Origin of the sequence: Streptococcus toyakuensis (genome assembly GCF_024346585.1) — a bacterium.
GTDB classification, from domain to species: domain Bacteria; phylum Bacillota; class Bacilli; order Lactobacillales; family Streptococcaceae; genus Streptococcus; species Streptococcus toyakuensis.
Map to the genome: position 1 here is coordinate 1,719,920 of NZ_AP024523.1, position 24,580 is coordinate 1,744,499.

Sequence of the window (24,580 nt, forward strand, 5' to 3'; positions counted from 1 at the left end):
AAGGAGAACAGATGAATCGTGTGAAAGAATTTCGCAAGGAACTGGGCATTTCCCAGCTCGAGCTCGCCAAGGATATCGGTGTCTCGAGACAAACCATCAACATGATTGAGAACGACAAGTACAATCCAACTCTGGAACTCTGTCTCAATCTCGCCCGTAGCCTCCAAACTGACCTCAACAGTCTCTTTTGGGAGGATAATTTTTAAAAAAGGAGCCAACTCATGAAAAAAGAAACCTTCACTGAAAAACTGATCAAACGCACATACGGTATCTCTGGTCCCCTTGACGAATACAAACGGCGTGAGGCCGATCGTATTGGGAACCAAGTCTTTATCATCCTCTTTTATCTGATGATTTTCGGAAATCTTATTCCACTCCTTCTGGCCTATAAATACCCTCAAGAAGTGGCTCTAATCTATCCTCCTCTGATTCTAGTGATTGCCCTCATCGCTGCTGGCTATGTCACCTACCAAATGAAAAAAACAGGGATTACAGCTATTGATCCAGATATGCTGAATGAGAAAGAAAGCAAGCAACTATACTACCCAGGTCTTAAAGCAGGTTTGTTCTTTGGTCTATGGATGTTTTTTATAACTCCTCTTCTCAGTATACTCATAGGTGAAGGTCAGGACTATTTTCATTCTCTCCTAACTATAAGAAATGGTGTATCAAGCATTCTCGGTTCTATCTTCTTCGGAGCGAGCATACAGTTCCTCATCTCCCGTCGCATTGCAAAAACTAAAAAAGAGCAAGATGAGGATTAGGAGGTGCCCTATGAAATCACTAGTAACTTTACTTACCTATCATCTTTTGTTTGCTTCTCTACTCACCTTCATCATCGTTTCAGGGAACTTGCCAATCTACGATATAGTCCTCCTTCCAGTCTTTGTTCCAGCACTCAACAAAGGATTGACTTATCTAAAGATAGATTCCCAAAAAACGCGCATACTCAACCTAGCACTATGCTTTACGATTCTATCCTTTCTATCCTTACCACAGCTGACGCTCATTTCAAGCAATTGGAAATATTATATACTGCTAACTATCGCCATCCTTTCTTCTATTACTTATCTTTATTATCTCTATCAATTCGTAAAAGAAACAAAATAGCATCGTTCATTTAGGAGAAATCACCCATGAAAAAAGAAGACTTAACAACTCGCCTACTTCGAAATTTCTTTCATATCCAAGGGCCTTTTGATGAATGCCGTCAAGAGGTTATCTACAAGGCTTGCGCCCGTTCCATGATCCAAATCTTTTACTCTTCCTTCATTCTCTTCCTGTTCTATATTTTGTTCGGAAGCTTTATAGAAATTGTTCGAAATGTTATGCCCTACATCTATTTTGGACTCATTTTGTTCATGAGTATAAAAGCTCAAAAAGCCGTCCAAGAGCTTCATCTTGAAAAGGATGACAAATCAGAAATCATTCTCAAAACCTACAGCAAAGCCCAAATCAAATTCCGAAGCTGGATTGTGTTTATCGGTATTCAGATTGGCCTCTTTACCTTACTCATCTTTCATAAAGTCTTCGTTCAGCAGATGTCCCTTTCAGATTTTGTGAAGTTGCTCATGCAATTCGATAAAAGTGGTCCTTTCCTAATGTACGGTCTGATTATCGGTAGCATTTTTGGAACCCTGACCTACGGCTTTCTATCCCTACAGGAGGAGAAAACTCCTAAAAATACCAAACAGAAGGAGAAAAGCAAGCAGTGACTTCACTATACGATTTTTCAGTCTTGAATCAAGACCATCAATAAACTCCACTAGAGACCTATCGTGGTAAGGTTCTCTTGGTTGTCAACACTGCTACTGGATGTGGTTTAACGCCCCAGTACCAAGGACTTCAAGAACTCTATGATCGCTATCAAGAACAAGGTTTTGAGATTTTAGACTTCCCTTGCAATCAGTTTATGGGACAAGCACCAGGCAGCGCAGAGGAAATCAACGCCTTCTGTAGCCTACATTACCAGACCACCTTCCCACGTTTTGCCAAAATCAAGGTCAACGGTAAGGAAGCAGATCCTCTCTATGTTTGGTTGAAAGAACAAAAATCTGGCCCGCTGGGAAAACGAGTCGAATGGAATTTCGCTAAGTTTCTCATCGGTCGAGATGGGCAGGTTTTTGAACGCTTCTCTTCAAAAACAGACCCAAAACAAATTGAAGAGGCGATACAAAAACTACTATAATTTCACAATCTCACTATTATTAGTTCTCCTTTAGCCTAAGAATAGTGGGATTTTTTGATGGGCTTTGACTTAAATAGAAAAACACCCCATGATATGAACCATGAAGTGTTGTAAAAATGATACATTCATAGCAGACAAGGCACTACTGACTGCTATTCTTGACTCCTGAATATGTATAGGTCCTATTTCTGGGACACGCTTTTTCCGTTACCACCCTAAAATAAAAGCTATGCTCCCGCCCATCCTTGGCATTTTCCTTGTTTAAGACAAAGTAATTTTTCTGATTCAAGGCCATGGTGCGTAGGATGTCATCAATCAAGAAAGTCAGAGGTACATTCATGGCAGAGTATTTTTGAAAATCCTCTTCAAAACGAATATAGTCATCTGAAAAATAATCCATCTGCAGTTTGTTTTCATACAGCTCTTTTCTAGTCATAAACTCCCTCCTCCCACAGCCGAATTTCTAGGATATCTGCAACCTCTATCAACCTATATCCCTCGTTTGTCCTAATAGATAGAGTCTGAGGTGATAACTCTTTCACCACACCGATGATAGTCGCCTTCTGCCTCTTTTCCTTAACCACAAAGAATCCCTTTAGCTGGCTAATATAAAGCTGAGAAAGCAAGTGCAACTTCTCATCTGGAGTCAAATCCGTCGAAAAATCAACACGGCTTTTTTCTTCACTGAGCGAACTGGTGTGTTCTGAAAGGTAAAATCCCATCCACTTCTGCATACCTGGATCTTGATAATATCGCGCAGATTGAAAGGGTAAATAAGAACGATCAATCATTTTAATCCATCTAATCCTCCAGCAGAATGTCCCCCAATCAGCTTGCTTCTAGCAAGACTCCTAGAGGCTTCTTCCAGTGCATTGGCTCTTAAAAGGGAAGTGAAACCAAATTGTTCCCGAATGGAGTCAATGGCCGTCTGGAGCCTTTCTTCTTTTTCTAACTTGTCAACATCATCAAAGAGAGATATCAAACCAAAGTACTCATCCACAAATCCTGAATAGTTAACTCCGACACTTCTGACCGCTCCAGAAGTGTATTTGTTATGAAATAACTTCAAAACATAATTCGTTAAGACAGCTGTATTATTGGTCGGTTCGACCTTCATTTGTGTGTGAATAGACGACCTGACCTCCTGTTTAGAGAAACCGACATAGATAGAGACAAGGGTTGTTTTCTTGCCAGACCTTCTCAATCTAATAGCCACCTGCTCCGCCATTTCTCGAAGAATAATTTCAATATCCCGTAGCTTCACGTAGTCTCTCGGCAAGATTTGAGAATTCCCCAAGCCCTTGGATTTGGCTTTATAGGGCTTATGAACATTGCTCTCATCAATCCCGTTGGCATGAAACCACAAACGCAGACCAGCCTGACCCAGAACTTTCTTTAGCTGGTCGGGATTGCTGGTTGCCAATTCCTTGATGGAAAAAATCCCCAGAGCATGCAAGCGTTTCTCCATCCGCCTGCCAATTCCCCAAAAGTCGGTCATCTTGGGAATGGACCAGACCTTCTCTTCCACATCCTGGTAAGACCAGTTGGCCCTCATGGTCGGAGTGTGCTTGGCCTCATTATCCAGAGCCAACTTGGCCAGTAAAGGATTGGCATTTGACATGCCCACTGTAGAGTAGATTCCTGTCTGCCTCCAAATATCCCTCTGAATACGGGCAGAAAGCATATCCAGCTTGTTTTTGCGAGAGAGACTCTTATCTGGGATGAAATAGTTGAGCGAACTAGTCAGGTCAATAAAGCCCTCATCGATAGAGTAAGGATAAATATCATCTGGACTGCCATAGTTTTGAAAGATTCTCTGGATTTCCATATTGACTGCGATGTACTCATCCATCCTGGGTGGCACAATCAAGGTCACTTGAGCCCAATCTTCGATGTAGCGAACATAGTCTGAGTTGGTAGGTAGCCCTTGCTTTCGAGCATTGTAATAGGAAAATTTTCGCGTTTTGATATCAAAAGGCAAATCATAGGCCCGACCAACATTTGACTGGCCAAAAATCTTCTTAAACATGGGAGAGGAGGCTAGGATAAGACCAGTTGAGTTATCCGCGCGACTCATGACACAAAGCGAGGTTTTCAGCGGATGTAAGCCCCTTTTCACGCACTCAACACTGGCATAAAAGGATTTCATATCGACAAAGGCAATGTCACTTTTGGGCTCTCTGGAATAATCAAAGTAGCCCATTGGCTAGCCCTCCATCGGCACAAAGTTCCCAACGATAATCCCCACAATCCGAGGATCTTCCTCATAGGAGATGAAAATATCCTTGTATTTAGGATTGATAGAGACCAGACGCAATCCATTCTCCTCTCGATAGACCCGTTTGATATAGGTCTGGTTGTTGCAAACCACTGCATAAACCGCCCCGTCATAGTCAAATCCTGTCTCTCGAATCAGAGCCACTGAACCATTTTGGTATTTAGGTTCCATGGAGTCCCCAGACACCCATGACGCAAAATCATGAGCCAACTCCTCATTAAAGTAAACCGTATCAAAATTCTGATCATCGTAGACCGAAGCCCCAATCCCTGCTGACATGCGTTCATAAACACGGTACTCGTAGAGGCGCTCTGGCATAGCTGTCACTTTCTGGGCTTGCTCCTCTTGAGATAGGTTGCGAGCATAGTGAACAACCTTCTCCTGCCCTTGCTTGGAGAGGCTATGGTAGAGACGGACAATCTCGATCTGAGTAAAATATCCTTTTGGTACTTTTAAAATATTCTCTAGCTGAAACACCTTCTCCTTGGACGGTTCCTTGACTCCACGTTCCCAAGCTGAGTAAGCCTGAAAGCTAATCCCAAGTTGCTCTGCAATTTCCTTCTGTGTCAGTTTTAACTCTTTCCTCCGAGCCTTTAATTTTTCTGGCTGATACATACTTCACCTCCTATTATGATGATTTAATGGACATTATCTCCCTTAGAAAGACTAATCGATGCTTGAATCCATATTTTTAAAACTCAACCAATTTGGTTTAGTTTTATTATATAAAAAAAGTAGACAAATGTCCACTAGGAAAAGCAGAAACATCGTGAGTTTTATACTCAATGAAAATCAAAGAGCAAACTAGGAAACTAGCCGCAGTTTGCTCAGAACACTGTTTTGAGGTTGTAGATAAGACTGACGAAGTCAGTCACATATATACGGCAAGGCGACGTTGACGCGGTTTGAATTTGATTTTCGAAGAGTATTAATCAAACTAAAAGGACCTAGCCCTATACAATACAGAACTAAATCCTTTGAATAAATAATTGATCTAGCTTTTAAAATCCCTACAGAAATTCCAGTTTTTCTCTATTTGATACCGGACATTAGTTTTTCAATACGTGGAACGTAGAAGAGTAAGATAATACCGAATACAATCGTAATTCCTCCAACAATTCCATAGTAAGCTACTTCAGTTTCGCTTGTATAAAATTTTACAATTTGAGCATTGATAGCTTGGGAAGCTGCATTACTCAAGAACCAGATAGACATCATTTGTGCTTGGAAGGATTTTGGTGCCAGCTTATTAGTAACTGATAGACCAATAGGCGAAATCAACATTTCCCCCACAATCACAATAGCCCAACTCATAATCAACCAGAAAGGACTGACCTTAACATCTGTCCCAAAGATCATCCCTGGTAACATCATCCACAAGAAGGATAAACCTGCTGCAAATAAACCGTAAGCAAATTTCTTAGAAGAGGACGGTTGCTTTTTACCCATTTTCCCCCACAACCATGCAAAAATCGGCACATAAATCATAATGAAAAGTGGAAGTTACTTTGAAAAATCACCTTTAAAAATTTGCTCTTGTTTAGTTTAAAAAATATTTCAAACCTTGAAACATACTTATCCTTTCCTCTTCAGTAAACAAAAAACATCCCTATGCCAAACTTGTAATTACTAAAATACAAGCCAATAAGCATAGAGATGTAAAACCATTACACATTAAATAATAGAAATTGTGTACGAAATGTCTCAATTAGTTTTCATTAGTAAATATCATTTCCAACAAACGCCCTCTCAATTCCTTATCCTGATGATGCAAGATATTCATTAACTCATGAGAATTTTTGGCATTGATGAATTGATTTAACAATCTATCTTTTAATTCATATGGAAGAGAAGCCGTCTTTAGTAGTCTAAAAACTTCATCATTTAGGGATAGCCTTTTATTATCTTTACATTCAAATCTAGCTGTATCATTCTTATTTGGCAATTCAATCATAGACACATTCGTTCCTTTAAAATGAATTCTATGCCTTCTATTACTTGGAACGATACTAGAATCTCCTTGTAATGTTAACTCTACCATCCCCATTTCCCAGTTGATTGATAATCTTGTTTTATATCTTTGACCATTTTGATCTTCAATCATTTCAAAAGAATGTTGTTTGCCTGGGAATACATACCAATCTACAATTTCAGGTAAATCAACACCCATATCTATCTCGGAACCAACCAAAGGAATGATTGCACCACTTTTTGCAAACACAGGTATCGTCGAAATGTCTCTATAAACACTTAACTTCACACCACCTGTGTACTTTTTCTCTGAAAAGAAGTCATACCATTCACCTTCAGGGAACCATACATCCACTTTTGCAGATTGGAATGCCAAATCCATCTTTTCTACAATGGGAGCCACCATCAGTTCTGTTCCAAAAAAGTATTGATTTGGAACATTATAGCTCTCATCATTCTCTGGGTAGAAATAATACATTGGGCTGATTAATGGGGCACCTTCCTCGTGTGTCTTTACATTCATAGTATATAGATAGGGAATCATCTGATGTCTCAAACGAAGGTATTTCTTCATAATCTTAGATGTTGTTTCTGAAAAAAACCAAGGTTCTTTACTATTAAAGGGACTTCTAGAACTATGTAAGCGAGTAATCGGACTAAAAACGCCAAACTGTAGCCATCTGGTTTGTAGCTCTTCGTCATAATCCCCTAGCATGTGTCCACCGATATCATGACTCCACCAACTATAACCGATATTAGATGCTGTCGCTGTAAAATAAGGTTGAAATCTTAAGGAATTCCAACTAATAATAGTATCTCCTGAAAAACCAACAGGGTAGCGGTGACTACCCGGCCCTGCATATCTTGATAAAATCAAACCACCTTCTGCATTTTTACAACTATCCTGATAATGATAATGGTTTAAAAGCCATAGTGGATCCAACATGCCTTGTGTCCCTTGTTGCCAGTCAATCCACCAAAAATCTACTCCCTGCTTTTCTAGCTCATAATGAACATCTTTAAAGTAAGCTTCCCTAAAAGAAGGATTAAAAAAATCAAAAATAGCAGGTTCTTCTAGTTCTACATTTAACCCCAATCGTTTGGCGACTCGAGGATAAGCTTCTTCATAAGCCCGTATACCATCAGCAGGATGGACATTTAAGGAGAGTTTTAACTTTCTATCATGAAGTTGTTGCAATAACTGTTCTGGATTAGGTATTAAGTTTTTATTCCAACTATATCCTGTCCAGCCACTTCCAAAACGGGCTGGAATGTCAGTTATATGCCAATCCATATCTAACACACCGATAGATAATGGAATTTTCTCTGTTTTAAATCTGTCTATTAAATCCAAGTATTCATCCGACGTATAAGGCCAATATCTACTCCACCAATTGCCTAAAGCATATCGTGGCAACAAGGGTGTTGAACCAGTCAAATGGTAAAAGTCTCTGATTGCTCCTCTATAATCATGCCCATAGGCAAAGAAATAGAGGTCAATTTGATTTTCTCTCTCAATATAACCAGACTGTTCATCCCAAATAAATCCTTGAGAATCATCCAATAAGGCTATACCATTTCGGCTAATAATTCCATCTTCTAACGAGATTGCTCCATCTGCCTTATCCAGAGTCCGAGCTGTTCCTTTTAACGTTTCAATAGATTCACCAAAATACCAGCGACTACCATATACGGCAAAATTTCCTTTTAATTCTATAAATAAATTTTCGGGGTTAAATTCTCCTTTATTAAAGTGCAGATGAAAATAGTCCGTCATAATATCTAGTACGTTTGATGTCTCGATACAATCTAACGAAACTTGGCCAAAATCTCTATTATAGATAAGTTGTGTCGTTCTATCCTCAAAACTTCCAGTTTGAGAGTATTCTAACCTTACTAACTTGTCTGTTAATACAGAGATTCGATAAAACTCTCCCTTAAAAATTTTCAATTTGTTGTCCTCCTTTTAGTAAATTTCTTTACCTTATCAAACATTTTATTTGTTATCGTTACATTCATCAATCCGCAAAAAGCAAATCCCCCAAATGTAAATACGTAAATAGCTGTTAAAACTCGTTCTGGACTACTAAAACTCATATACAGTATAGAAATATTAAATAAAACCAACATGATAGCTTGTATTGGATTTAAAATACAAATTAATACGCTATTTACAATACTATTTTTTAGATTATCTTTAAATAGACCAATATAGGGAAAAACAACACTCATAAAAAGTATTATAACAAATAAAAAGGGCAACACTAACAATAAACTATACTCTGAAAGTAAACTTGAATAGCCCCAAAGACAATAGTTCACATATAAAAGTAATTCTATTAGGAGGATAAACAACCAAATAAAAGTTGATTGTTTAAAATTTTGTCTAAAGATCCGAAAATAATGATAAGCAATATCGGTATCTTTACCTTTTAAAATACGATACCACATTGTCGTAAGAGAAGTTAGTGATGCCCCAATTGTAACTATTGGAATACAACTAACAATAAATAGAGTATTTAAAATAATTAAATCTGTCAAAAAAGTTAAAATTCTAACCACTTTTCCATCTAATGAAAATAATTTTTGCATAATATATTCTCCATAAAATCAATCGTCTTAACTCTATATTTTAGAATGTCAGTTGTACAAAAATATTACCTAAATTATTTAAAAAACATTTCCAAATTTCTTTAAAAATTAGAATAAAGGAAGCGAGATAATCTGATGTCATCAGTCTCGCTTCCTGTAATTAGCTAGTCCCTTGTTCATACAACCAAGAGTTCATATAAAGTATTACTCTTTTACTTCTTTTTGGTAACGATTATATGCTTCCTGTTGAATCTTCATAAATTCGTCCAATCCCATATTCTTAAGAGTTTCTTTGTATGAGTCCCATTCTTTTTCTATGCCACCTTCAACTACCCATTTAGATGCTTGTTGTTTGACATAAGATTCAATGCTAACATAGATTGATGATAATTTGTTAAGCTCTTCTTGTGAATAAATCACATTAGGGTAAGCTGGCAACGCAAATTGTTTCAAATCTTGGTCCATCTTCAATTTCAATCCATCACCTTGTGTTTGATCGATTTCTACGCGACTATTGATATCATCGCTTACGTATTTAGGACCAAAATCTCGAAGTGAATTAATCCATGCCCATTCATCAGCTGATTTACCATCTTTAGGAGGTAACACTTTAAACTTATCACCATTCTTTTCAGTAGCTATTCCAAATGATCCATAGAAATTCTGAATACTTGCTTCATCTGTATATAATTTATCCAACCATTTCAATAATTTAGCAGGGTTTTTGCTCTTATTTGTAATCAAAATTTCATTGCGACCGTAGTTGTAATGATCTGGATCAGAAAAGACATATTGTTTTCCATCCATACCTTTTAAAGCAGGTAGAGCAATATATTCACTTGAATGTAATCCAAACGTTGCATCTGCTGTCCAACCACTAGAAACACCTACTCTAGATACTCCCTTATCCATACGTTTTGCTACACTCATAGAGGTATCTTCTGTAAAGATTTCCGGATCAATCAAACCTTTTTTATAAGATTCGTGCATTGCTGCAATCCCTTGTTTATAACTTTCTTCTGTACGAAGGTAGACTGGTTTTCCATCTTTTACAGACATTTCATATGTATTATCTGCCCCTAAACGATTATTGAACGGAAGAATATATGAGAATGTTGGATCAAAATTTCCTGCTCCGAATGGAATTTCATCAGAAGTGTCTCCATTTCCGTTCGCATCTTTATCCTTAAATTCTTGTAATACTTTTACTAAATCATCATAAGTTTCTGGAACCTTTAATCCTAAATTATCTAGCCACTTTTTATTAATAAATAGCTGATTAGCTACTGTAGGACGCATCGGTAATTTTTTAGGCAGGCTATAGATATGGCCATCTGGTGAAGTAATCATAGCTTTAATCTTAGGTTCTTTCTCCATAGCCTTAGTTAAATTGGGCATATTTTCCTTGATTAAATCTTCCAATGGAATAAATAGAGATTGGTTCTGAGCAATTTCTGAATCTGTAAAAGCATTTGAACCTAAAAATGCATCTGGTAAATCTCCACTAGCAACCAACACAGATTTCTTATCTGCCCAATCTGCAGCTACAAGTGTATCCCATTTAACATCAATACCTGCTTCCTTGGCAGAATCTGTTAGAAAACCTTTATGATAATCTTCTCCCCAGTCAGACCAACGAACAGTTGTGATTTTATAAGAATCTTCTCCAGACTTATCGTCCTTATTCGCATTATTGGAATTTGCACAGGCTGTTAAGCCAGCAAGTGTAACTGTTCCTAAGAACAAATATGTAAATGATTTATTTTTCATGTTTTTCTCCTATTCTTTCAAGGCGCCAATCATTACGCCTTGATTAAAATGTTTTTGAACAAAGGGATATAGCAACATTATCGGAGCGGTTGAAATAACAATTGCTGCATATTTCATCATATCAGCTTTGATACGAAGATCTGATGCCACTTCTCCTGTTGCTTGCGATTGTAACATTTGATTACTAATTAGTAAACGTCGTAAAATTAATTGCAATGGCTGTAAATTTTCATTCGTTAAATAAATTAAAGCATTAAACCACGAATTCCAAATACCAACTGCAGTCCAAAGTCCAATAACTGCTATAATAGCTTTTGATAAAGGAACGACTATCTTAATAAAATAACGAATTGTACCACATCCATCAATTTGCGCAGCCTCCCACATCCCGTCTGGAATACTATTATTAAAGAAAGTTCTAGCAACAATAATATTGTATGATGAAACCGCAAAAGGTATTACCATTACCCAAAATGTATCAATTAGGCCAACATTCTTTACTGTTAAGTAGGTAGGAATCAAGCCACCTGATACGAACATAGGGATTATGTATAGAATACTCATCCATTTTCTACCAACTAATTCTTTTCTAGATAAAGCATAACCAGCTGGAATATTGACTACTAAAGCAACTAAGGTACCAACAACAGTATATAAAATGGTATTTAGATAGCTACGTAAGAATAAAGGTTGTTGAATAAGACGTAAATATCCATCTAATTTCCATTCTCTAGGAATAAACCATACCTTTCCATTTGCAACATCTGAAGGATTACTAAAAGATGCAATCACTACAAACCATAACGGATAAACAATTAACAGGATAAGGAAAATTGCTAAACCATAGGTAACTATATCAAATAATAATTCAGAGTTTGTTTTTCTTGATTTATGAAACCATCTCACTTGAAGCACTCCTTCCTTTAAAAAAGACCCGTTCTAGTATATCTTTTCGAGAACCAGTTGACAGATAACAAAATTATTAGATTGACTACGGTGTTAAATAACCCAATAGCTGTCGAATAACTATACTGAAAGTTCACCATACCAACTTTATAAACATAGGTCGAAATTATCTCACTTCCTGCTAAATTAAGAGGATTCTGTAATAGTAACACTTTCTCAAACCCTACACTTAATAAACTACCTGCTCTTAATATTAATAAGATCATAGCAGTCGGCAAAAGTAATGGTAATTCTATATGCCTAATTTTTTGTAATCTAGAGGCACCATCCATAGTTGCAGCCTCATAATATGTAGGATCAATTGCAGAAAGCGCTGCTAGATAAATAATACTATCCCAACCAATATGTTGCCATACATCACTCCAAACATAAACACCTGCAAAATTACTAGGTTTTGATAAAAAATCTGGAATAGTGATTCCAACAGACTTAAATACATTCGCTAACAAACCACTGGTAGGAGATAAAAATAAGATGATCATCCCACACATAACCATTGTAGAGATAAAATGAGGTAAGTAAGTTGTCACTTGAAATATTTTTCTAAATTTCCCAACTCTTAACTGATTGCTAATTATAGCTAGTATAATAGGCAAGGGGAATCCTACTACAATACTATAAAGTGAAATTTTTAATGTATTGAACATAGTTGTCCCGAATTGGAATGATGAGAAAAATTGAGTAAAGTACTTAAATCCTACCCACTGACTAGCAAAGATACCATTGGCTGGTGAATAGTCTTTAAATGCAATAATTAGTCCCAACATGGGAATATAGGAAAATAAAATTAATAGCATTATTGAAGGAAAAAGTAATATATATAACGGAATACTATGCTTTAATTTTATTTTATGAAGTTGAGATGCTACTTTCATGTTTTTCCTCCCATCTGATTTTCTACGATTATTTTACACCATATAGAATTCCCTTAATAGAACTTTTTGGACTAGGTTTATCAATTTTTCAGTTTTTTAATTTTAAAAACTATTACTTTTCCGACATCTTGATAAAACATATCTGTTTTGTTACATGATATCGTATTTTCAAAGTGCTATAATTTTAAGAGGAGAATAGTATATGAAATTAAATCACGACTTATCAAAAAAACATTCCATTCATTTTTTCTTTAAACTCCTACTTGTACTACTATTGATAAATATTTTAATCAATATTGCTATGAGTAACATAACCAGAAATTTTATTAAAAACCAAAATATAGTACACCTACGTAGTTCAATTGAAATTTATGCTGATTCTGTTAATGAGAAATTGCATTCTGTAGAACGCTTTATGTACTCAACAATAACGCATAATGAATCTTTAGAGAACTTAAATCATGTACAAACGTTTCTTGAGTATCAAGAAACTCTTAAAAAAGTTCAAACTAGCTTTACAGAGTTTGAATATCAAAATGAAACTCATATGACATTCTTATTAGAAACCGATAGTACTGATCATTTTATAAATGTCTCCAATCTTTATATTCCATATGAAGATTATCTACTGTTAAAATCAAATCTAAAATCATTGCGTAGTGATATAAGTGACCGTAAATGGAAAAATGTAACTACTAAAAACAGCGAATACTTAGTTAAATCTGTTCATTACGAAGGAAAAATCATTTATGCCGTCATATCTTCAGAAGATATCCTAAAACCTCTAAGAAAACTCAATATTGGAAATAATGGTAAACTTTCCCTAAAAGAGCCTAACAATATACCCTCCGAAAACTACCTGATTCATGCTCAAAATGAAAAAACGCATTTACCTTTCGATATTTATGTTTTAGTCGATTATGCCGAAGTCTTTAGAAATATCACACTCTTAGAAGTATTTTTATCAGCCGTTCCTATCATTATCACCATTTTATCAATCATCATTATCCTGTATATTCGTCAGTGGATGATTAAACCAATAACAAGACTCACTGAACGACTCTCTCAACTTGGGGACTCCATCCCCCCTTCTGAATTTTTTATATCTGAAGGTATACTAGAAATTGATAAGGCAAATGATAAACTTAATAAAGTAATATTTGACATGCAAGAATTAAAAATACGGGAATACCATTCACAACTAGAACTTAAGAAGATAGAACTTAATTATCTTAAGAACCAAATTCGTCCGCATTTCTACTTAAATATGTTATCAATGATTCATAGTATGCTTCAAACAAAAAACTATAAGGAAATTGAAGAGTTAACTATCCTAACTTCAAATTATCTCCGTCATTTATTTATGGCTAATCAAGATTTTTCAGAACTTAAAGATGAAGTTCAGCATATTAGAGATTATTTAGAAATACAACGAATTCGATATGGAAATAGCATCTACTTTTCACTAGACTACAATGATGACCTACAAAATACTCTTGTTCCATCGTTACTGTTACAAACATTTATTGAAAACACAATCAAACACGGTTTTTCATTTCAGGATTTATTTACAATTTTGCTATCGATAAAAAAAGTAAAAACTGAGAACTCAGATTATATTCAGATTTGTATCGAGGATAATGGTCCAGGTTTCTCTGAAGAAATTTTATCAAAACTAAATCAGAAACAGTCTCTAATAACAGAAGATGGACATCATATCGGGATCACAAACACCATCGAACGTTTAAATCTTCTCTATCCCAACGACTATACTATTACATTTAAAAATAATGAAGAAGGTGGAGCTAAAATTCTTTTACTCATTCCATACAAGATTATAGACGGAGGTTATAATGAACATCTTATTAGTTGATGACGATCGTTTTATCATTGAAGCTTTACGAGAGAAAATAAATTGGGCTAAACTACACATTGACATTGTTTATGTTGCCTATAGCCTCACTCAAGCTCAAAATATTATTAGAGAGCATCCTATTGATCTCATGATAAGCGATATAGAAATGCCTCAAGGCAGCGGCCTCGAACTCTTATCTTGGATTAGAAATGAAAAATATGATATAAAAACAATTTTTTTAACTAATTACGCCGACTTCAACTATGCTCAAAAAGCAATTGAATTGCAAAGCTTTGAATACTATCTAAAACCCATTAACTTTGAAAAATTAGAATTTATTATTCAAAAAGCCATTAGTAAAATTGAGAATCATAACTTAAATGGAAAAAATGATTCACTTTTACAAATAGAAGATAATTTCTGGTATGATTACCTTAGAAAACCTCAAATTTCTCGCATTGATGAACTAGAAAACATAGCGAGCAAACAAGATTTTATTCTTAAACAACACCAGTATTTTTTCCTCGCAGTTTTAACCATTAATCTTAATGAAGAAGATTATTCTGTAGAAACTCCATCATGGACTTCTCAACTAAAAAGAGAACTTCAAATAATTTCACAACCTTCTTATAATCTGATAAGTCTATTCAAAATGGAAAGCCAGGTCGATCAATATGTTTGTCTCTTTAGAGTAGACTCTTCCAAACGTAGTGACAAACTGGCATATGAAATTCATTCTCAAATTTCCAATAACTTTAGTAAATACTCAAACATTATATATAAGAGTTGCCATAAAATATCCGATATTTTATTTCATACCAAAGAACTCTACACTTATAATGAACAATATGTTTCTTATTGGAATACTATTACATGTGTTCCACATAGTTTCCCAACTTCCTTTAAAACAGAAACTCTTTCAATTACTTTTTTAGACACCTTAAGTGAATACGAATTAAGAGAAAAAATTAATTCACTTGCCTATAATTCTCAAATTCCTACTTTCACACTACAACAAATTTTACTAGATTGGATTCAACAAATAGGGATATATCTAGATCAAAATGGAATTTCAGCACATAAATTATTCCAAAATAGCACTCATGATTTCCTATTCCAACGACGTTTTCATTCAATTGAATCATTTCAAGATTACTTTGATTATTACTGGTCACATGCTAAGAAATTTGCAACAAACATTGAAAACCAAAAAAATAGTATTCAACGCATCGTCGAATACATAGATCATCACTACTATGAAGATATAAATCGTTCTATCTTAGCAGATGTTGTTTATCTCAGTGCAGATCATTTAGCTAGAATTTTTAAAAAAGAAACTGGAGAAACTCTTGTTAAATATATAACGGATAAGCGCATTAATGCTGCTAAATCTCTCCTATCTCAAACAAATATCTCGATATCACAAGTATCTTGTCAAGTAGGGTATGATAATTATTCTTACTTTACTAAAATTTTTAAACAAAGGACTGGACTTTCTCCTGGAGATTACCGTAAAACTTATCAAAACAAAATGTAAGCAATCTAAATCATTGAAATGATAAGTAAAATTCAAGGTCTGTAGTAATTTTTGAAATTCTACAGTTTTTCCAAAGATAGCTCCATAAACTTATTTGAAATTGCTGATAAGGTAACTTCTTAAAAAGTCAGTTTGAGAAAAACAGCCAGCAAATATTTCTAGGATAAAACGTATACTATCAAGTTTTTTATTCCTGATAGTATGCGCTTTTTATTTGAATACTTGCTACAAAACCTCACAAGATTTACTATCATGCCATACCAAAATGGACTATTTTTTGATTATAGAAAAAGATTATTTTTAAATGTTTAGAAATAATAAAATAAATTCCAATTTATTTCTAAATATTTGAAAATAATGTCTATTTGTATTATACTATCTTTGAGGTATCTATTATGAACTATATTAAAAGACCACATTATTTAGATTTTTTAAGAAGACATCGTGACCGACAAATCATCAAAGTTGTGAGTGGAGTTAGACGAGCTGGTAAATCTGTTCTCTTTCAACTCTATAAAGAGGAGTTACTAGCAACTGGGGTAGACGAGGATCAAATCATATCCATCAATTTTGAGGATCTGAGTTACTATGACCTCCGACATTTTCAAACATTATACGCTTATATAAAAGATCAATTAGTTAGCGAGAAAACATACTATATCTTTTTAGATGAAATTCAACATGTTGAGAAATTTGAACTGGTAGCAGATAGTCTATTCATCCTACCAAATGTTGACCTCTATTTGACTGGATCAAACGCCTACTTTATGAGCAGCCAATTAGCAACAAACTTGACTGGTCGGTATGTTGAGATAGAGGTTCTTCCTTTGTCATTTGAAGAATATCTATCAGGTCAATCTCTCACAGAAAATCTGAATACAACAGAAATTTTTAACAATTATCTCTTTAGTGCTTTCCCTTACTTATTGCAAACATCATCTTACGCTGAAAAAATTGATTATCTAAGAGGAATATATAACTCAATACTGTTAAATGATATTGTAACTAGATTAGGAAATCCAAATCCTACTATTATTGAACGCATTGTCCGAACCCTTCTCAGTAGTACAGGTAGCTTAATATCAACAAATAAGATTCGCAATACCCTGGTCAGCCAAAACGTTTCAATCTCCCATAATACTTTGGAAAATTATTTGACGACTTTGACAGATAGTTTGCTTTTTTATTCCGTTCCACGTTTTGATGTAAAAGGTAGAGCATTATTGCAACGCTTAGAAAAATATTATCCCGTTGATTTAGGTTTACGACATCTCTTATTACCAGACCACAAAGAAGACATTGGGCATATCTTGGAAAATATGGTATATTTAGAATTGAGACGTAGATATTCACAAGTATATGTTGGTAATTTAGATAAATATGAGGTTGATTTTGTTGTTGTAACTGATCTTGGTCACTACACTTATTATCAAGTCAGTGAAACAACACTTGCTCCAGAAACACTAGAAAGAGAACTTAGACCACTAGAAGCCATTAAAGATCAATTCCCAAAATATCTATTAACAATGGATACGATTCAGCCAACAGCCAATTACAATGGTATTGAGAAGAAAAATATCATAGATTGGTTACTAGAAAAGTAGATAGGCACTGAACACATAAATTGAGACAAAAGAATAATGCTCCTGTTGACATTTAGTGAAACTATAAACAGGAGTGTTTTATTATGACCTAAAAAGATTATTCAGTAGAAACTAATATTAGACTAAAAATCAATGGTGGAAACTCTTGATTTTTAGACAAAAAAAGACATCCAAGAGAAAATTCTTGAATGTCTGTAAACGTTGATATAATCGTATTGATTAACGTTTTGAGGCAACTGACCTTGTCAGGTTGCAGCCACATTTGTAAGCGACTAAAGTCGCAACAACTGTGTCAATTGTTCCAATTTCCATGAAAACATCCTAAATCATTGAGCTAATGGCTTGAGGTTTAGAATTTTTTATATTTATATTTCATATCCAATTCTTGATAAATATAATATCTCAGCACTTCTTGAAGAAGCAATTTTGTTTCATACATCTCCCTGATATCTGTTATCATTTCTGGATAGTTATCTTTCGAATCACCATGAGTATAGTAATTTCGTGTTTGAATTAATTTTATTATTAGTAATTCTCTCTCACTATTCGAAAAAATTTTAGACAGATTAAGCTCATCAATTGAATCGAATAAATTTTTTAAACGTTCGGCAAGGTTAGGCTCTTTTTGATTAAATTTCAATTTATTTCTAAATTTTCTTCTTACCTCTTCTAAAAGATGTGTGTTTATAAAGTCAAACAAAGATTGTCTAGCTTTTTCTTCAACATCAGATAAACATTTCGGATTTTTAAAATTCTTAAAATTTCTAGAGTAAACTTCCAAATTCCTAATAGCATCAACCAACTGATCTTCCAAATATAAATCACCATGAAGATTTTTTGAAAATTGTCTCACTATAAATTCAAGTTCCTCAGATTTATCAAACCAATGATTTAAAATATGTTCAAAACTATCTTCTAATGCCCTCAAAGAAATATCTTGCTGAGAATACGATTTCCATTTTTGGGATTTTCTAGAATGCTGAACAAAGAATTTGCCTTTTATAAGTGGCATACGCTTACCATCTATCATTTTATAAAGAACAAGAAATTCAATACTAGTAAAAGACAATGGTATATTTGATAAAATCTCAATAAATTCCTTAAACTTATGTGAAGCTTGATAAAATTCATCAAAATATCTTATATTTAAATCAGCTGAAATAAGTTTAATAAAATAATCACTGGTAAATGACGTAGTTGTATATGAAGAATGGAGTATTGCCACATCTTCAAAGTTCATTCCTAGTGATCTTATTAACACTTTTGTTGGTTGATATTCACTTACTGCACTTTCAAAAATAGTTTGATTGTCTCTATATTTAACAGTTACCAATGATTTTTCAATCCATTCCTCAATATGTTCAAAGCTAAAATTATATTCCTTGATTTTTTCAGAATCTAATTCATTAATTAAATCTTTAAAGGCCTCAGAACTATAATCAAAATTTCCAAGCTCATTATAAAATACACTGTAAATTTTAAAATTTTTTACTCTATATCTAGTTATCGGAAATCCAGGAGATGAGGAATGTACCATTGGTTCACCATAAGTATTTAAAATTAAAATATTACCATTACTGGAGAAACCATATATCTTTTCCAAACACTTACCAAAACCGAATGAAATGCCTGATTCCTCTTCAAATCCACCAAATAATTCTAATACAATTTCACTAGGAGAATAATGTAAAATACCGCTCAAGTTATCCTTACTAACTATATCGTCGGAACGTTCTGAAAAATACCCTTTTATTTCAAACTCTTTATTCCAAGTGTAATCTTTAAATTTCATATTATCCATTCTGATTGCTTTTCAAAAATCTTCACAACTTTCTAAACTATGATTTTTATGTCGGTACTACCTTTTAATTGTATTAGACCAGCTTCCAATTCTCATCATTCGAGTTATCAATCAGAATATTTCTTTTATTACTCAGTAATTCATCACTCACAAAATATTGCCCTAGTCTCTCTACAAAACCACAATTCTGACAAGTATATAGATAATCTTCTTTTATTTCCCTCACTAAATTGATATTGAACTTATATATCCTCCCGCATTCTTCACATGTCATGCTAAGATTATCACCATTAAATATGAAATCAAAAATACTTTCTAATTCTTTATTTTCTTCTCCAGATAAAGCTAAAATTATCTTGAAATTTCTAATATACCGGTTAAGGGTAACTATTTCTAAATCAATATCAAAATATTTCTCAAATATAGCAATAGCTACTTCTACTAAATAAATTAGAATGTAGGGTGTTTTCTCATAGAACAAATGCCAAAAATCATCCCAAATCTTATCATCAGAAAATATAAAATTAAGATTTCGCTTTTCCGTAGGATAATTTTTATTCTTTGTCACCAAATGAATAGATTGATCAAATACACTTGTTAAACTATTTTCTGCCTTTCGATTATATATAATGTCATATAGTAATTCAGGATCAAGTAATTCTCTACTAAAATCCAAAAAACCATTTTCATACTGAATCGATTCTTTTGCTTTTAAAAGTAGGTCAATAACAAATTCTTTTTTACCCTTCAAATCACTTACGTCATATTCCCTAAGCTCTCCATATTGTATTTTTTCTAAGAAATCATGTGGTTGAACCAATATCCAACTTAAATAAAATAAATTATCTTGAAAAGGTTTCCTAGCAAGAGAAAATGCAACAGTAACTTTTCCCCTCTCTATACAACTCAGAGATTCAAATAGATAGTAATTTAAATCACGTAAAATTGAAAAAAAGATGTGAGGTATATATACATATTCAGAAATATCTAAATCTTTTTGTCTATCTAGTTCATCAAACAAGTCAATTTCATCATTTATCTCATTAGTAAATCTAAAAGATAGACTGGATAATTGATATTTATCAGCTTTAACCAAAATATCAACTAGTATATCGTACAAATATAGCATTAATTGATGACGTTTTCTATACTTAGTTGGTAATAATTCTGAGATGTGAGATTTAGCCAATATTACTTTCCTCAATTCTTTTTAACTCTACATAACTATATTATACTCTAAAAGTACTCAGTCTTTATCTAGAAGGTTCCTATATAACTTAACAATTATTTTAAGTGTAAACCTAGAAAAGCACTTTGCAAATAGCTTTGAAATATTGATATAATCGTATCAATTAACGCTTTAAAGCAACTGACTTTGCCAGCTCCCAGTCATATTATAGTGTCGTTATAGCAAAAGGAAACATCAACAAGCCTTTACACTCTGACTATCTCAATAATAAGATGAAAACTATCAGAAAGCGACACCCAGAGCTTACACACGCTACACCACATAAACTACGTCATACGGGAGCAACGCTCGCTAAACAGGCTGGAATGAGCTTAGAAGCCATTTCCGAAGCTCTAACACATAGCGACACAGGTACAACACAGATTTATGTCAATACTTCTAATGTAGTCCCTATGGCAGTCGGTGAATTTGCCTTAAGGTCTCTAAAACAATAAGGTGAAAATAAGGTAAACTTTGAGGTGAACTTTTTCAAAAAACATAAAAAAAGCACCCATGAGGTAAACTCTTGAGTGCTTTGAAACGTTGATAGTATCGTATTGATTAACGTTTTGAGAATTGTGAAGCTTTACGAGCTTTCTTAAGACCTGGTTTCTTACGTTCAACTTTACGTGAGTCACGTGTAAGAAGTCCTGCGCGTTTCAATGAATCGCGGAAGTCTGGGTCTACTTGAAGAAGGGCACGAGCGATACCGTGACGGATAGCTCCTGATTGACCAGCGTATCCACCACCTACAACGTTAACGAAAACGTCGTATGAACCTGCAGTTGAAGTAACTGCGAATGGTTGGTTGATAACAAGACGAAGGTCAGCGTGTGGGATGTACTCTTCAACATCTTTTTTGTTAACAGTGATTTTACCAGTTCCTGGAACAAGGCGAACGCGTGCAACAGCGTTTTTACGACGTCCAGTACCTGCATATTGTGCTTGTGACATACTTTATTGTTCCTTTCCTTAGATAAGTCCTGAAATATCAAGAACTTCTGGTTGTTGTGCAGCGTGAGTGTGCTCAGCTCCAACAAATACTTTCAACTTCATACCTTGAGCGCGTCCAAGAGTATTGTGTGGAAGCATACCTTTAACTGATTTCTCGATCAAACGTACTGCATTTTTAGAACGAAGTTCACCTGCAGAGATTTGTTTCAATCCACCTGGGTGGTTTGAGTGAGTGTAGTAGATTTTATCAGTTGCTTTTTTACCAGTCAATTTAACTTTTTCAGCATTGATAACAATCACAAAGTCACCTGTATCAGTGTGTGGTGTAAATGTTGGTTTGTTTTTTCCGCGAAGTACGCTAGCAACTACTGCAGAAAGACGTCCAAGTGGTACATCAGTTGCGTCAACTACGTACCATTTACGTTCAACTTGGCCTGGTTTAGCCATAAATGTTGTTTTGTTCATGATTTCTCCTATATATAGTTCGATTTTTGTTTACGGTGATGGGTGTTCCTTCCCATCGAAAAGTATTTGGAAGGTTCCGGGGCCTTTCAAATGGGGTAAACAATACCGCCTACTATCATACCAAATTTCACCCCTAAAAGTCAATAGATATGAAAAATATTTTTCTAAATTCCACTCTTTTTATCTCTAAAAAACCTCGCTTTCGCGAGGCTCTTCTATTTATAAGATAAGGCACGTCTAAAGGTTTTCCAAGGACCTAAATCATCTGTTTGCAGAACGAGACTAGCATACATACGTCCGATAAAGACTGTTGCAGTTACTGCAAAAGCAATCGTAATCGCAAGCGAAATCCAAGCTTCTAACCCATTTGCATAGCCATTAATGGCTCTAAATGGCATGAAGAAGGACGAAATAAAGGGAATATATGAACCAATCTTCAAGATGAGATTGTCACCAGCTGCACCTAGAGCTGTCACTCCAAAAAAACCACCTATAATCAAAATCATCAAAGGCGACAAGGCTTTTCCTGAATCCTCAGGACGAGAAACCATAGAACCTAGGAAGGCTGCTAAAACAACGTACATAAAGAGGCTAACCAAGACAAACAATAAGGTGTTGAGCGAGAAAGCCTCTCCTATATGGTTTAAAATACCAGATTGTGCCAAGATTGGTAGGTCTTTAAAGAGAAGAATGGCAGCAAGTCCACCCACGACGTAAATGCCAATATGGGTCAAAATCACAAGAAGCAGAGCCAGCATGCGAGCGTAGAAATAATGACTAGCTCGGATACTAGAGAAGACCACCTCCATAATTTTGGTTCCTTTCTCGCTAGCCACTTCCTGAGCAGTGACACTAGCATAGGTAATCAAAATCATATAAAGGAAGAAACCAAGCCCTGCGGCCGCAAAGGTTTGAATCATTTTTTTATTTTCCTTGGATTCATCAATTTTCTCCGTAAAGTTAACTGTTTGTTCCAAGCGTTTTTCCTGTTCTTGTGACAAATTGGCTGCCGAACGATTGAGTTGATCTTGAAGCTCATTTAACTTGCTCGTTACTCCTAGCTTAATAGCAATCTCAAGGGAAGTTTCACCGTGATAAACTGCCTTCAAGACACTATCCTCTTGGTCAATGGTCAGATAGCCTTTTAATTTTTCATCCTTGATAGCAGCTTGAGCACTTGCTTCATCCTGATAATCAAAGTTGATACCATTGGTACCCTTAAGCCCATCTTCCACAGATGGCACTGTTGTCACTACTGCCACTTTATCATTTTTAGCCATTGAAGAGCCTTGGAGATAGGCAATTCCTACAGAGATTCCTAAAAAGAGGAACGGCGAAATCACCATAAAGAAGAAACTCCACGATTTGACATGTCGAAGATAGGTTTCCTTGATTACAACCCACATATTTCTCATACTTCCACCCCTGATTCTAGTTTAAAGATTTCATCGATTGTTGGCGCTTGCTGGTCAAAAGTTGCGATATATTGACCTTGAGTCAAGATTGGGAAAAGTTCCCTTCCAGCGCTCTCATCCTCCAAGATCAATTTCCAACTGCCTTGCTTGGTCAAGCTCACCTGTTTGACATGAGGAAGATTTTCCAATTCTTCCTTGCTTCGTTCACTTGAAACAAAGAGACGCGTTTTCCCGTATTGATTACGGACATCCTGGACTGGCCCATGCAAGACTACACGGCCATCTCGGATCATGAGAATATCGTCACAAAGCTCCTCGACGTTGGTCATGACATGGTCAGAAAAGATAATGGTTGCTCCGCGCTCTTTTTCCTGAAAAATGACTTGCTTTAGCAATTCAGTATTGACTGGGTCCAATCCACTGAAAGGCTCATCCAAGATAATCAAGTCTGGCTCATGAATCAGAGTAATAATGAGCTGAATCTTCTGCTGATTCCCTTTTGACAGACTCTTGATCTTATCAGTCAGTTTCCCTTTCACTTCCAACTTCTTCATCCATTGAGGGAGTTTTTCCTTGATTTCCTTGGCATCCATACCTTTTAGAGTCGCCAAGTAACGAACTTGTTCAAGGACAGTCAATTTAGGCATAAGACTGCGTTCTTCAGGCAGATAGCCAATCCGAGCGTAGGTTTCCTGACGAATATTCTGACCATCTAGACTAATTTCTCCTTGATATTCTAAAAACTTCAAAATACTGTGGAAAATTGTTGTCTTCCCAGCACCGTTTTTCCCGACTAATCCCAAAATACGACCTGGTCGCGCTTGAAAGTCAATACCAAACAAAACTTGCTTGGATCCAAAACTTTTCTCTAGACTTCTTACCTCTAGCATCTTTCACCTCCGAAATGTCTTGCACTCATTATACTCCTTTTTGATAGCCTTTACAATGATTTCTGTCCATTTTATCATCCTCATTTTAGTAAAAAATCTTAGGGTACTTTGAGTTATGAGTACATTATACACTGGTAAACTCCAATTTATCTTCACTGTTCCTCAACTGTCTATTTTTGATCCTGAATTGT

22 protein-coding genes and 3 pseudogenes are annotated in these 24,580 nt (G+C 35.0%); 9 read left to right on the top strand and 16 right to left on the bottom strand.

From position 1 onward, the window contains the following. Nucleotides 1–11 precede the first annotated feature (11 nt). The 5 genes and pseudogenes from STYK_RS08635 to STYK_RS08655 all read left to right on the top strand — a co-directional run bounded on the left by STYK_RS08635 (nucleotide 12) and on the right by STYK_RS08655 (nucleotide 2,188). Nucleotides 12–206: a helix-turn-helix transcriptional regulator gene (locus STYK_RS08635; RefSeq protein WP_001082471.1), complete on the top strand. Its 195-nt coding sequence runs from the start codon at nucleotides 12–14 to the stop codon at nucleotides 204–206. Between the two features lie 15 nt (nucleotides 207–221). Next, nucleotides 222–764 carry a DUF3278 domain-containing protein gene (locus tag STYK_RS08640; protein ID WP_004256387.1) on the top strand — a complete coding sequence of 181 codons (543 nt, stop codon included), beginning with the start codon at nucleotides 222–224 and terminating at the stop codon, nucleotides 762–764. Nucleotides 765–774: 10 nt separating this feature from the next. Beyond that, nucleotides 775–1,110 (top strand): hypothetical protein, encoded by a 336-nt coding sequence (locus tag STYK_RS08645; protein ID WP_033685526.1) that lies wholly within the window; start codon nucleotides 775–777, stop codon nucleotides 1,108–1,110. Between the two features lie 26 nt (nucleotides 1,111–1,136). Beyond that, nucleotides 1,137–1,715, top strand: coding sequence for a DUF3278 domain-containing protein (locus tag STYK_RS08650; protein WP_261445780.1), 579 nt, complete (start codon nucleotides 1,137–1,139; stop codon nucleotides 1,713–1,715). After that, nucleotides 1,712–2,188 (top strand): annotated as a pseudogene (locus STYK_RS08655) (glutathione peroxidase). Before STYK_RS08650 ends, STYK_RS08655 begins: the two are co-directional and overlap by 4 nt. 142 nt (nucleotides 2,189–2,330) lie before the next feature. Here STYK_RS08655 and STYK_RS08660 read toward each other — a convergent pair. The 10 genes and pseudogenes from STYK_RS08660 to STYK_RS08705 all read right to left on the bottom strand — a co-directional run bounded on the left by STYK_RS08660 (nucleotide 2,331) and on the right by STYK_RS08705 (nucleotide 12,640). After that, nucleotides 2,331–2,624, bottom strand: coding sequence for a DUF5960 family protein (locus STYK_RS08660; protein ID WP_023946659.1), 294 nt, complete (start codon nucleotides 2,622–2,624; stop codon nucleotides 2,331–2,333). Then, nucleotides 2,617–2,979, bottom strand: a complete 363-nt coding sequence (locus STYK_RS08665) for a hypothetical protein (RefSeq protein ID WP_023946661.1) — start codon at nucleotides 2,977–2,979, stop codon at nucleotides 2,617–2,619. The genes STYK_RS08660 and STYK_RS08665 overlap by 8 nt, the downstream gene beginning before the upstream one ends. Next, complete coding sequence (locus tag STYK_RS08670) at nucleotides 2,976–4,391, bottom strand: Y-family DNA polymerase (protein WP_023946663.1); 1,416 nt, start codon at nucleotides 4,389–4,391, stop codon at nucleotides 2,976–2,978. Before STYK_RS08670 ends, STYK_RS08665 begins: the two co-directional genes overlap by 4 nt. 3 nt (nucleotides 4,392–4,394) lie before the next feature. Then, nucleotides 4,395–5,081 carry an XRE family transcriptional regulator gene (locus STYK_RS08675; RefSeq protein WP_023946665.1) on the bottom strand — a complete coding sequence of 229 codons (687 nt, stop codon included), beginning with the start codon at nucleotides 5,079–5,081 and terminating at the stop codon, nucleotides 4,395–4,397. 417 nt (nucleotides 5,082–5,498) lie between these two features. Continuing rightward, nucleotides 5,499–5,966: pseudogene (locus STYK_RS08680) on the bottom strand (POT-type proton-dependent oligopeptide transporter); the annotation flags it as partial. Nucleotides 5,967–6,174: 208 nt separating this feature from the next. Then, complete coding sequence (locus tag STYK_RS08685) at nucleotides 6,175–8,388, bottom strand: glycoside hydrolase family 31 protein (protein WP_261804903.1); 2,214 nt, start codon at nucleotides 8,386–8,388, stop codon at nucleotides 6,175–6,177. Beyond that, complete coding sequence (locus STYK_RS08690; protein ID WP_261804904.1) at nucleotides 8,385–9,029, bottom strand: YesL family protein; 645 nt, start codon at nucleotides 9,027–9,029, stop codon at nucleotides 8,385–8,387. The genes STYK_RS08685 and STYK_RS08690 overlap by 4 nt, the downstream gene beginning before the upstream one ends. 204 nt (nucleotides 9,030–9,233) lie before the next feature. Further along, the gene (locus STYK_RS08695; RefSeq protein ID WP_261804905.1) at nucleotides 9,234–10,799 is read right to left on the bottom strand and encodes a type 2 periplasmic-binding domain-containing protein; all 1,566 of its coding nucleotides are present in this window, start codon (nucleotides 10,797–10,799) and stop codon (nucleotides 9,234–9,236) included. 9 nt (nucleotides 10,800–10,808) lie between these two features. Next, entirely contained in the window at nucleotides 10,809–11,705 is an 897-nt protein-coding gene (locus STYK_RS08700; RefSeq protein WP_261804906.1) for a carbohydrate ABC transporter permease, read from the bottom strand. Between the two features lie 17 nt (nucleotides 11,706–11,722). Continuing rightward, complete coding sequence (locus STYK_RS08705) at nucleotides 11,723–12,640, bottom strand: ABC transporter permease (protein WP_033685537.1); 918 nt, start codon at nucleotides 12,638–12,640, stop codon at nucleotides 11,723–11,725. A 202-nt stretch (nucleotides 12,641–12,842) separates the two neighbouring features. On the opposite strand from STYK_RS08705, the gene STYK_RS08710 reads away from it, so the two are divergent. From STYK_RS08710 to STYK_RS08720, 3 genes are all read left to right on the top strand, one after another. Next, on the top strand, nucleotides 12,843–14,513 hold the full coding sequence (locus STYK_RS08710) for a sensor histidine kinase (RefSeq protein WP_033685538.1): 1,671 nt from the start codon (nucleotides 12,843–12,845) through the stop codon (nucleotides 14,511–14,513). After that, nucleotides 14,494–16,032 (top strand): response regulator transcription factor, encoded by a 1,539-nt coding sequence (locus tag STYK_RS08715; RefSeq protein WP_261804907.1) that lies wholly within the window; start codon nucleotides 14,494–14,496, stop codon nucleotides 16,030–16,032. Before STYK_RS08710 ends, STYK_RS08715 begins: the two co-directional genes overlap by 20 nt. A 395-nt stretch (nucleotides 16,033–16,427) precedes the next feature. Next, the gene (locus STYK_RS08720) at nucleotides 16,428–17,636 is read left to right on the top strand and encodes an ATP-binding protein (RefSeq protein ID WP_001106639.1); all 1,209 of its coding nucleotides are present in this window, start codon (nucleotides 16,428–16,430) and stop codon (nucleotides 17,634–17,636) included. Nucleotides 17,637–17,985: 349 nt separating this feature from the next. Here STYK_RS08720 and STYK_RS08725 read toward each other — a convergent pair whose 3' ends face one another. After that, nucleotides 17,986–19,428: a HEPN domain-containing protein gene (locus tag STYK_RS08725; protein WP_261020277.1), complete on the bottom strand. Its 1,443-nt coding sequence runs from the start codon at nucleotides 19,426–19,428 to the stop codon at nucleotides 17,986–17,988. Nucleotides 19,429–19,510: 82 nt separating this feature from the next. Next, entirely contained in the window at nucleotides 19,511–20,626 is a 1,116-nt protein-coding gene (locus tag STYK_RS08730) for a hypothetical protein (protein ID WP_261020276.1), read from the bottom strand. Between the two features lie 221 nt (nucleotides 20,627–20,847). On the opposite strand from STYK_RS08730, the pseudogene STYK_RS08735 reads away from it, so the two are divergent. Then, nucleotides 20,848–21,120 (top strand): annotated as a pseudogene (locus tag STYK_RS08735) (tyrosine-type recombinase/integrase); the annotation flags it as partial. 106 nt (nucleotides 21,121–21,226) lie between these two features. On the opposite strand, the gene rpsI reads toward STYK_RS08735, so the two are convergent. From rpsI to STYK_RS08755, 4 genes are all read right to left on the bottom strand, one after another. Further along, nucleotides 21,227–21,619: a 30S ribosomal protein S9 gene (gene rpsI, locus STYK_RS08740; protein WP_000075964.1), complete on the bottom strand. Its 393-nt coding sequence runs from the start codon at nucleotides 21,617–21,619 to the stop codon at nucleotides 21,227–21,229. 18 nt (nucleotides 21,620–21,637) lie between these two features. Continuing rightward, complete coding sequence (rplM, locus tag STYK_RS08745; RefSeq protein ID WP_001044624.1) at nucleotides 21,638–22,084, bottom strand: 50S ribosomal protein L13; 447 nt, start codon at nucleotides 22,082–22,084, stop codon at nucleotides 21,638–21,640. Between the two features lie 215 nt (nucleotides 22,085–22,299). Further along, nucleotides 22,300–23,499 carry an ABC transporter permease gene (locus STYK_RS08750; protein WP_261804908.1) on the bottom strand — a complete coding sequence of 400 codons (1,200 nt, stop codon included), beginning with the start codon at nucleotides 23,497–23,499 and terminating at the stop codon, nucleotides 22,300–22,302. Further along, nucleotides 23,496–24,389, bottom strand: coding sequence for an ABC transporter ATP-binding protein (locus STYK_RS08755; RefSeq protein ID WP_261804909.1), 894 nt, complete (start codon nucleotides 24,387–24,389; stop codon nucleotides 23,496–23,498). The genes STYK_RS08750 and STYK_RS08755 overlap by 4 nt, the downstream gene beginning before the upstream one ends. Nucleotides 24,390–24,580 lie beyond the last annotated feature (191 nt).